At 38.5% G+C, this 8,172-nt stretch carries 7 protein-coding genes; 6 read left to right on the top strand and 1 reads right to left on the bottom strand.

Annotation, left to right across the window (positions count from 1 at the left end; all coding sequences use genetic code 11):
- Positions 1 to 187: 187 nt before the first annotated feature.
- On the top strand, positions 188 to 2,971 hold the full coding sequence (locus Q0212_RS05100) for a PAS domain-containing hybrid sensor histidine kinase/response regulator (protein WP_297923167.1): 2,784 nt from the start codon (positions 188 to 190) through the stop codon (positions 2,969 to 2,971).
- Here Q0212_RS05100 and Q0212_RS05095 read toward each other — a convergent pair.
- A complete protein-coding gene (locus tag Q0212_RS05095; protein ID WP_297923164.1) occupies positions 2,964 to 3,419 on the bottom strand; it encodes a hypothetical protein in 456 nt (151 codons plus the stop codon). The genes Q0212_RS05100 and Q0212_RS05095 overlap by 8 nt on opposite strands.
- A gap of 91 nt (positions 3,420 to 3,510) precedes the next feature.
- On the opposite strand from Q0212_RS05095, the gene Q0212_RS05090 reads away from it, so the two are divergent.
- The 5 genes from Q0212_RS05090 to Q0212_RS05070 all read left to right on the top strand — a co-directional run.
- Complete coding sequence (locus Q0212_RS05090; RefSeq protein WP_297923161.1) at positions 3,511 to 4,854, top strand: hypothetical protein; 1,344 nt, start codon at positions 3,511 to 3,513, stop codon at positions 4,852 to 4,854.
- 8 nt (positions 4,855 to 4,862) lie between these two features.
- Positions 4,863 to 5,738 carry a zinc ABC transporter substrate-binding protein gene (locus Q0212_RS05085; RefSeq protein WP_297923158.1) on the top strand — a complete coding sequence of 292 codons (876 nt, stop codon included), beginning with the start codon at positions 4,863 to 4,865 and terminating at the stop codon, positions 5,736 to 5,738.
- Positions 5,739 to 5,807: 69 nt separating this feature from the next.
- Positions 5,808 to 6,389: an ATP-binding cassette domain-containing protein gene (locus Q0212_RS05080; protein ID WP_297923155.1), complete on the top strand. Its 582-nt coding sequence runs from the start codon at positions 5,808 to 5,810 to the stop codon at positions 6,387 to 6,389.
- 1 nt (position 6,390) lies between these two features.
- Positions 6,391 to 7,197 (top strand): metal ABC transporter permease, encoded by an 807-nt coding sequence (locus Q0212_RS05075; protein WP_297923151.1) that lies wholly within the window; start codon positions 6,391 to 6,393, stop codon positions 7,195 to 7,197.
- 85 nt (positions 7,198 to 7,282) lie between these two features.
- Positions 7,283 to 8,172 (top strand): polyprenyl synthetase family protein (locus tag Q0212_RS05070; protein WP_297923148.1); only part of this gene is annotated, 890 nt, incomplete at its 3' end.

Here is an 8,172-nt window from a genome sequence, read left to right as displayed (position 1 = left end):
GGTATGATTGAACATAATACTAACCAATGGTTGCAACTTGACCTACCAGAATTACCTAGTTTTTATTTACAAGGAGAGAAGCGTATCAGTGTCTGTGGTGCACACCGCTTATGGGCACTTGAAATGGCATTGATTGAACAATTTAACAATCAAAACCCGCTCAAATAATATGTCTATCATTAATGGTATGTTTAAAAAACTTAGCTTTTTGTTGCCGCGTAATTTTACACGGCAAATGGCTGTATTTTCTGCAATATCATTATGTGTAGCTTTGGCTATTTTTGCTGGAACTATTTATCAACAACAACGAACAATCAACCAAAAAAGTGCCGTTAATCAAGGTATTTTGGTCATCAAAAATCTCAGTACGATTGTTGAACAAGATGTATTAATTGCCAACAAAAAATCTATTAGAACTTTATTATTAAATACAGCTATTTTCTCTGAAATTCGAGAATTAATTATTACTGACAATGAAGGCACCGTTTTAGTTCATGTTGAACATAAATTGAATGAAGAACCCACTGAAAAAGCGAATAATAGCCAATTAAAAATACCAAAAACCAAGGATTTATATTATACCGTTGATAAAGAAAATAGTCAGATTTTCTTTTGGCAGCCCATCGCCGATTATGGTTGGGCATATATGCTCTATGACTATAAAAACCAATCTGATACTTATTTGCAAATTTTAAAAAGAGCTTTATTATTTGCGTTTATTATTTCTATTATTTCGGGTTTTTTGTTATTTTATTTATTAAAAAGTCCTATTCAACAACTCAATCGTTTAATTGATTTTGCCAAACAACTGGATGTTTATAAAAAAGGTGAGCAAAGCTCTATACATATTGATTCTCATTTAGAAGAAATCCAAGAGTTACATAGCGCGTTAAATCAATCTGCCTTACGTTTATATCAACAAAGTCAAGAACTTATCCAATCTAAAGAACGTTATAGTCACGTCATCAACAACGTTCATGAAGTTATTTTTCAAACAAATACTCAAACTATGTTTAGCTTTTTAAACGAAGCATGGCAAAAGTTAAGTAAATATCCAATTGAAAATTCATTGGGTAAACCGATGGTTGATTTTCTATCAGAGCAACATCAAGAACATATTTTTCATGCGCTTCAAAAATTATTTAATGGTTCAATTAGTGAGTTTAGAGATAATGTACAAATTATTACTGCAGCACATGAAGAAATTTGGGTTGATTTATGGATTAGTTTAATTTATGAAAAAGACAAACATGGTAATACGATAATTTGTGGAACAACAGGCACGATTAATGATATTAGTACTCAAAAACAAACAGAAAGTGCATTAATTGCGGCCAAAGAAGCCGCCGAATCTGCGACTAAAGCTAAAAGTGAATTTTTAGCAACCATGAGCCATGAAATTAGAACCCCCATGAATGGTATTTTGGGCATGGCACAATTATTATTAGAAACTCCCTTAAATAATGAGCAACAAGAATATTCGCGTATTTTATATCACTCTGGCCAAGCCTTATTAACCATTATTAATGACATTTTAGACTTTTCTAAAATTGAGGCTGGTAAACTCACCATTGAAATGATTCCGTTTGATTTACAAAAAATTTGTGAAGAAGTCTGTGATTTATTATTATCACAAGTTCAAAGCAAAAATATAGAATTAGTACTTGCTTATAGTCCAAGCTGCCCACGAACACTCATTGGTGACCCTAATCGTATTCGGCAAATTTTGCTCAATTTATTAGGTAATGCGATTAAATTTACTAAAAATGGTTATGTCGCTTTAAAAATTTATGCCGATGTTATTACCCCTGCGACTGTTGATTTGAATATTGAAATCATTGATACAGGCATTGGTATTCCTCTTGATAAACAAAGCAAATTATTCCAATTATTCTCTCAGGCAGATGCAACCACCACACGACGTTTTGGCGGCACAGGTTTAGGGCTTGCGATTAGTAAAGGCTTATCAGAATTAATGGGTGGCACAATTACTCTCGAAAGCACACCTAGTATTGGTTCCACCTTTAAAGTACAACTTAGCCTAAAACGTCAACATGCCGTTGAACGCTCTATGCCACAATATCCTGAGTTGTATTTTATGCCTGCTTTGGTAGTGGACAGTTTAGAAATCAACCGCAAACATATCAGCGACTGTTTACAACGCTATGGCATGCGTGTTGAAACCGCTAGCTCTGCCGAGGAAGGCTTAGTTAAACTAAAATTAATGAATCACTTATCGCCTCGTGTACCGTTTATTTTAATTGACCAGAATCTCACCAAATCATCTGAAGGCTTATCGTTTGCACATTCAATTCGTCAAAATCCTATTTTTTCTAATAGTCATTTGATTTTAATGAGCCAAACACCTTTGCGTAATTTGCCAAATAGCCTATATAGTGCTTTTAATGGTTTTATTGCCAAACCTTTGCGCTTTTATCAATTAATTAACGAAATCTCCGCGCTCAATAGTGGTAAAAAAACCTTTTTACAAACCAAAGAAAACTTAGCCGAAACGTCAGAAACTAATGCTAATTTATCATTGAACAATACATTAAATACACCAATTATTAATAGCACATCAGCCATTAATCGTGGCGCAATTAGAGCCTTATTAGCTGAGGATAATATTGTAAATCAAAAGGTTGCCCTAAAAATGCTCGAAAAAATTGGCATTGATGTAGATATTGCTAATAATGGCAAAGAAGCAGTCAAAATGGCCGAAGAAAAAGACTACGATTTAATTTTTATGGATTGTCAAATGCCCGAAATGGATGGTTTTGATGCAACTCGTAGTATTAGACACCTAGAGCAAAAAAATGCCAAAGAAGCCACTCCCATTATTGCTCTTACCGCAAACGCTCTGGAGGGCGATAAAAACCAATGTTTAGCCGCAGGAATGACCGACTTTTTGGCTAAACCGCTCAAACAAGATGCTTTACATAATTTATTAAAAAAATATCGCTTTAATTAAAACTCGCCTTAGCTACTTCATAACAATCATCAATATGTTGATAAACTATTCTTCTTAACACAAAATAACCCAATCCTGCTGCTACCATTTGCCCACCAAAAGGAATAAATTTCGCCACTTGTTTAGAAATCACTTTGGTTGCCATATTTTGTACACTTTGCCGCACTAAAGTTCGCGTTACCACTAAACCAATAAATTGCGAACCTCGTTTTGCTACTTCTGACCACACTACTTTTTTAGTTTCGGCATCAAATGCTTCTATTTGTTCAGGTGCTAAGCCAAAACGACGACTAATTTCTGGAATTAATACCGTCAACATACTGGCATCAACCATCACATCCAAAAATGGCACTGGTACAACCGCCACCCCTGCCGATACTAATGCGCGTTTACGTGCCAAAGTTCGACACTGTTCTTTTATTGTCTCTAGTTCGTGCTGACGAGACATAAATACCCCCTTTTAACTTTTTAAAGTGTTATGTTATATTGTAACAACTATCAACAAAGATTTTATTTCCATGACTGTAGAGTGTCTTGCCATGAAAAACCAGCTTACATTACTCGCTGCAAGCTTATTATTACTACAAAATGCTTATGCCGAAAACAATAAAATGTTAAGTGCGGCTTCACAATTTAATCCCTCTATCTCATTAATTTTAGATGGTAATTATTATCATGATAATAAAAAAGGCAAAGCCAGTGATTATTTAGAAGAAATAGCAGGAATTAGCCACACCGTACATGATACACATACAGAACACGAGCATGGTTTGGAAAAAGGCTTTAATTTGGGTGAGTCAGAATTGGTGATGTCGGCAATTGTTGACCCATATTTTGATGGCAAATTAACCTTAGCGATTGATAGTCAAGGCGCAACTGAGCTTGAAGAAGCATGGTTACAAACACGCATGTTACCTGCTGGCTTAAAGGTAAAAATGGGTAAGTTTTTAAGTGACATTGGTTATTTAAATAATCAACATCCTCATACTTGGGATTTCGCCGACCAAAATTTAGCCTATAGTGCCTTATTAGGTGAACACGGCCTAATGGATACAGGTTTACAACTCACATGGCTTGCCCCCACGCCATTTTATGCCCTGTTTGGTTTAGAAGCCTTACAAGGCAAAGAGCAAGAGCGTTTTGGGGCATTAGTTGATGAAGAACTCAACCATGAAACCATTGACGAAAATACTATGTTGGGTGGCGTTGCTGAGCAAAAAGCAGGGCCACGTATTAACACACTTTTTGCCAAATTTGCACCCGATTTGGGCAGTAATCATGCCTTGCAATGGGGAGTTTCTTATGCCCAAGCCACGCAATACCAACAATTATTAGACGAAGATGAAACCGCACAAACTGGCGATGAAATGGCATTAGATGGCAAGCAAACACTCATTGGGACAGATATTGTTTACAAATGGGATGGTGCTGGCCAATATGGTCAAGGTGACTTTAAAGTCATTGCTGAATATCTAACCCTTAAAAAAGAGTTGACAGTTGCCGCCTCTGGTATTGGTATGGACACAGATGGTGATACCATTTTAGATACCTTTCCTTTAGCGATTGGCAACAAAGTGACTGGCAAACAAGATGGCTATACCCTACAAGCCAGTTATGGTATTGCACCGCGTTGGCAAGTATCACTACGCCATGATGCCACAGGCAATACCAATGAATTAAATAATGCAGGCACTAAAGTCAGCTTTAAAGACTCTAGCCGTAATAGCCTTGCTGTGAGCTTTTATGCCAGTGAGTTTTCACGCTTACGCTTACAAGCGAGCCAAGCTGATTTAGCGGATGAAACAGGCAAAGTTGAAAAAGTAAATCAGGTATTTTTGCAATATACCCATAGCTTAGGCCCACATGGCGCACATAAGTTTTAGAGAAAAACATGAAAAAATCGGTCATTTTTAGCTTATTAGCCTTATTCAGTACACAGCTTTTTGCAGCAGTGAATATTGTGGCAACAACCAGTAGCATGGGTATGTTAAGTCGTACTGTGGGAGCAGATTTAGTCAAAGTGACCGAACTTGCTCCTCCAGACCGTGACGTACATACCTTACAAGTTCGACCATCCATGCTGCAAGCCTTACGCCAAGCGCAATTAGTGGTGTCGATAGGTGCTGAGCTTGAACAAGGATGGTTACCGCCTGCCATAGAAGGCGCGGCAAATCCCAAAATTTTGCCCAATACCAATGGTTATTTTGAAGCGGCTGCCCAAGTTTCTTTAATTGATATTAAAACCAATGCCGACCGTAGCCAAGGGGATGTTCATCCTTTAGGTAATCCACATATTCAATTAGACCCCATTCGCATGGCCGATGTTGCTGTCGCTTTAGCCGAACGCTTAGCCAAATTAGATGCTAATAATGCCGCACGTTATCGGCAAAATGCTCAACAATTTAAAGCAGAAGTAAATGCCAAAATGCCTCAATGGCAAAAACTCGCTGCAAATAGCACAGGTGTCTTGTTGTATCACAAAGATGGTAATTATTTACTCAACCGTTTTAATATCCCTTTGTTAGCTTATATTGAACCCTTAGCAGGTATTCCCCCTACAGCAAGTCATTTGCTTGGCTTAGTTAAACAATATAAAGGCAAACAAGGAGTGATTTTGCATACCATTTATCAAGGTCATGCAGGTATTGGCCAACTTTCTCAACAATTAGGATGGAAACACACCGCCTTACCTTTAGAGCCTGCTAATAATAGCAATAGTCAGGCTTATTTTAGTTTGATTGAACAATGGCTGATGGCTGCTCATTAAAAATTAGACTCCGTTGAGATTCTTGGTTATGCTCAAAATAATACATACAAATATAACCCCTTGAGCATTATGTCTTTATTACGCCTAAATAATATCAGTGTCGGTTATCAACAACCGATTTTAGCCAATGTTTCTTTGCAGCTTGAGGTGGGCGAAGTGTTGGGTTTATTGGGTAGTAATGGTTGTGGCAAAAGTACCCTGTTTAAAATGTTATGTGGCGAAGCACAGTGTTTTGCAGGCACTTGGCAACTTGCTCCGAACACCCAAATTAGCTTACAAAAACAACATCCTGTGCGTTTAGCTAATTTTCCCTTGTCGGTCAAAGAATATTTAGCCCTAATGCACGCTAACAGCCAAACGATGCCGCCACGTTTAGATGCTTTATTAAATAAGCGGGTGGACAGTTTATCGGGTGGACAATTTCAATTATTAAGTATTTGGGCCTGTTTAGCCTCACCTAGCCAAGTGATTTTGCTAGACGAACCCACCAATAATTTAGACCCTTTAGGCGTAAGTTTATTAATTGACTTGTTGCAACAACGCCGCGCTGAGCAAGGCATTATGTTAATTAGCCACGATAAAGATTTTGTCACCGCCACCACCTCCAGACAAATAGATGTCACTGCCCTCCACTGCTCGGATGTTGGCTAGTATGAATTTGTTATTTGATCCTTTATTTCAAGTGCCATTAGCCGTTGGTTTATTAGCCAGTATTTTATTGCCGTTATTGGGTTGCTTATTACATGCCCGCGAAGAGTGGCTTGCTGCATTAGGTATTGCCCATATCACCGCGGCGGTGCAATTATTAGGGGCAACTGTTGAATTATCGTTATTAGCTAGTGGCGGTTTAGGGGCAATTGTCGCGGTCATCGCCAAATATAGTTTTAGCCAACAAGGTAACTTAGGTTATGGCTTATTAATGTTAATGGGTTGGGCAATTTTGTATTTAGTGGCGGCTAATAGCTCATTGGGTGAATCGTTGGCTCATGCTTTAAGTGATGGTCAAATTTTTTTGGTTGGCAAAGAACAACTCATTGCCATGATTGTGGTTGCCATTCCCTTTTTAATTTGTTTACCGTGGTGGTCAAAACGTTTATTACGCGCCCGTTTTTTTGTCGGTTATGAACAAGCCAATAAATTGTCTGCATGGCGTTGGCATGGTAGTTTTGATTTATTAGCGGCTTTATTATTAGCCTTTAGTACGGCTTCTTTAGGGTTAATGGCCAGTTTTGCTTTAGTGTTGTTACCTGCTTGGGCAGTATTTACATGGACAAATACATGGCGAAGCGCACTTATCGCTAGTGTGATGTTAGGTGTAGCCAGTTATATGGCAGCTTTTGTGCTTGCATTACAATACGACCAACCGTTTGCACCTGTGCAAGTAGCTGTTTTGTTGGTGATGGCAATTTTATTAAGAAGCGTGATGCCACCTATTTTAAAAATACACAAAACCGCTTAACTCATCATTTTTTCACATTGTCTTCACTTAGTCCTACCCTAATGATTTACACTATACTAAAAGTCGTTATCACTTAGGGTATGTTATGACTAGCCAAGAAAACTTTTTACAACTTTGCCAACAGCGTATTCAACCTTGGCTCGAACAATTTTTACAACAACAAAACCAACTCTCTAGCCCTTTAGCAGCCGCTATGCGTTATGCCGTATTAAATGGTGGCAAACGAGTTCGTCCTGCTTTAGCTTATGGTGCGTGTTTGGCTTGTGGTGGAGATATGGCACAAGCAAACTCTGCGGCAGGGTCTGTTGAATTAGTGCATTGTTATTCTTTAGTCCATGATGATTTACCCTGTATGGATGATGATGATTTACGCCGTGGTGTGCCTACTTGTCACAAAGCTTTTGATGAAGCCACTGCTTTATTAGCAGGAGATACCTTGCAAGCTCTTGCCTTTGTTGCTTTAAGCCAAAGCTCATTATCCGACCAACAAAAAAGCCAACAAGTCCAAAAGCTCGCTTTGGCGAGTACTGATATGGCCGTTGGTCAAGCCCTTGATTTGGCAGGTGAAGGTCAACAGCTTTCTGTGGCTCAACTTGAGCAAATTCATCAACACAAAACAGGCGCACTCATTAAAGCCAGCGTGTTAATGGGCGCGATTGCTGCTGGTTGCACGGATGAACCCACACTACAAGCCCTTGAAATTTATGCCAATAAACTTGGTTTGGCTTTTCAAGTACATGATGATGTGTTGGATGTGATTGGTGATACTCAAAAACTTGGCAAACAAGCAGGCGCAGATGCAGAACTTAATAAAGCCACTTATCCTGCCTTATTAGGATTAAGCCAAGCACAGCAATTGGCCACTGAACTCCATGATCAAGCCATTGCCGCAATTAAACCTTTAGGTTGTAAGGCCAATGCCTTAGTGTGGCTAGCTGATTTTTTAGTTGATAGAGAAGATCGGAAGAGCGTCGT

Origin of the sequence: uncultured Agitococcus sp. (assembly GCF_937920075.1) — a bacterium.
Taxonomy (GTDB): domain Bacteria; phylum Pseudomonadota; class Gammaproteobacteria; order Pseudomonadales; family Moraxellaceae; genus Agitococcus.
The sequence above is the reverse complement of the archived record's forward strand: the minus strand, read 5'-3'. Positions and strand labels throughout refer to the sequence as shown.